Raw genomic sequence first — 298 nt, 5'->3', positions numbered from 1 at the left:
GCGTTGAGCTAACCGATACTAATTGCCCGTGAGGCTTGACCATATAACACCCAAGCAATCTGCGGATTGCGGTGTAGTGGTGAAGTCGACGAACCGAAAGTTCGTGAGAACCGCAAATGACACCGAACGATCACATACCCGAATTGGGGTGAGCGTGAGCGCAAGCCACGAGCATCCGAAAGAATTGCTTGACGACCATAGAGCGTTGGAACCACCTGATCCCATCCCGAACTCAGCAGTGAAACGACGCATCGCCGATGGTAGTGTGGGGTCTCCCCATGTGAGAGTAGGTCATCGT

The 298-nt window shown here is 53.4% G+C and carries 1 rRNA gene; it reads left to right on the top strand.

The features are described from left to right. Positions 1 to 187: 187 nt before the first annotated feature. Positions 188 to 298, top strand: a 5S ribosomal RNA gene (gene rrf / locus JFY56_RS24220); the annotation flags it as partial.

The sequence above is a fragment of the Pseudomonas schmalbachii genome (assembly GCF_017589465.1).
Classification (GTDB): Bacteria; Pseudomonadota; Gammaproteobacteria; order Pseudomonadales; family Pseudomonadaceae; genus Pseudomonas; species Pseudomonas schmalbachii.
The sequence above is the reverse complement of the archived record's forward strand: the minus strand, read 5'-3'. Positions and strand labels throughout refer to the sequence as shown.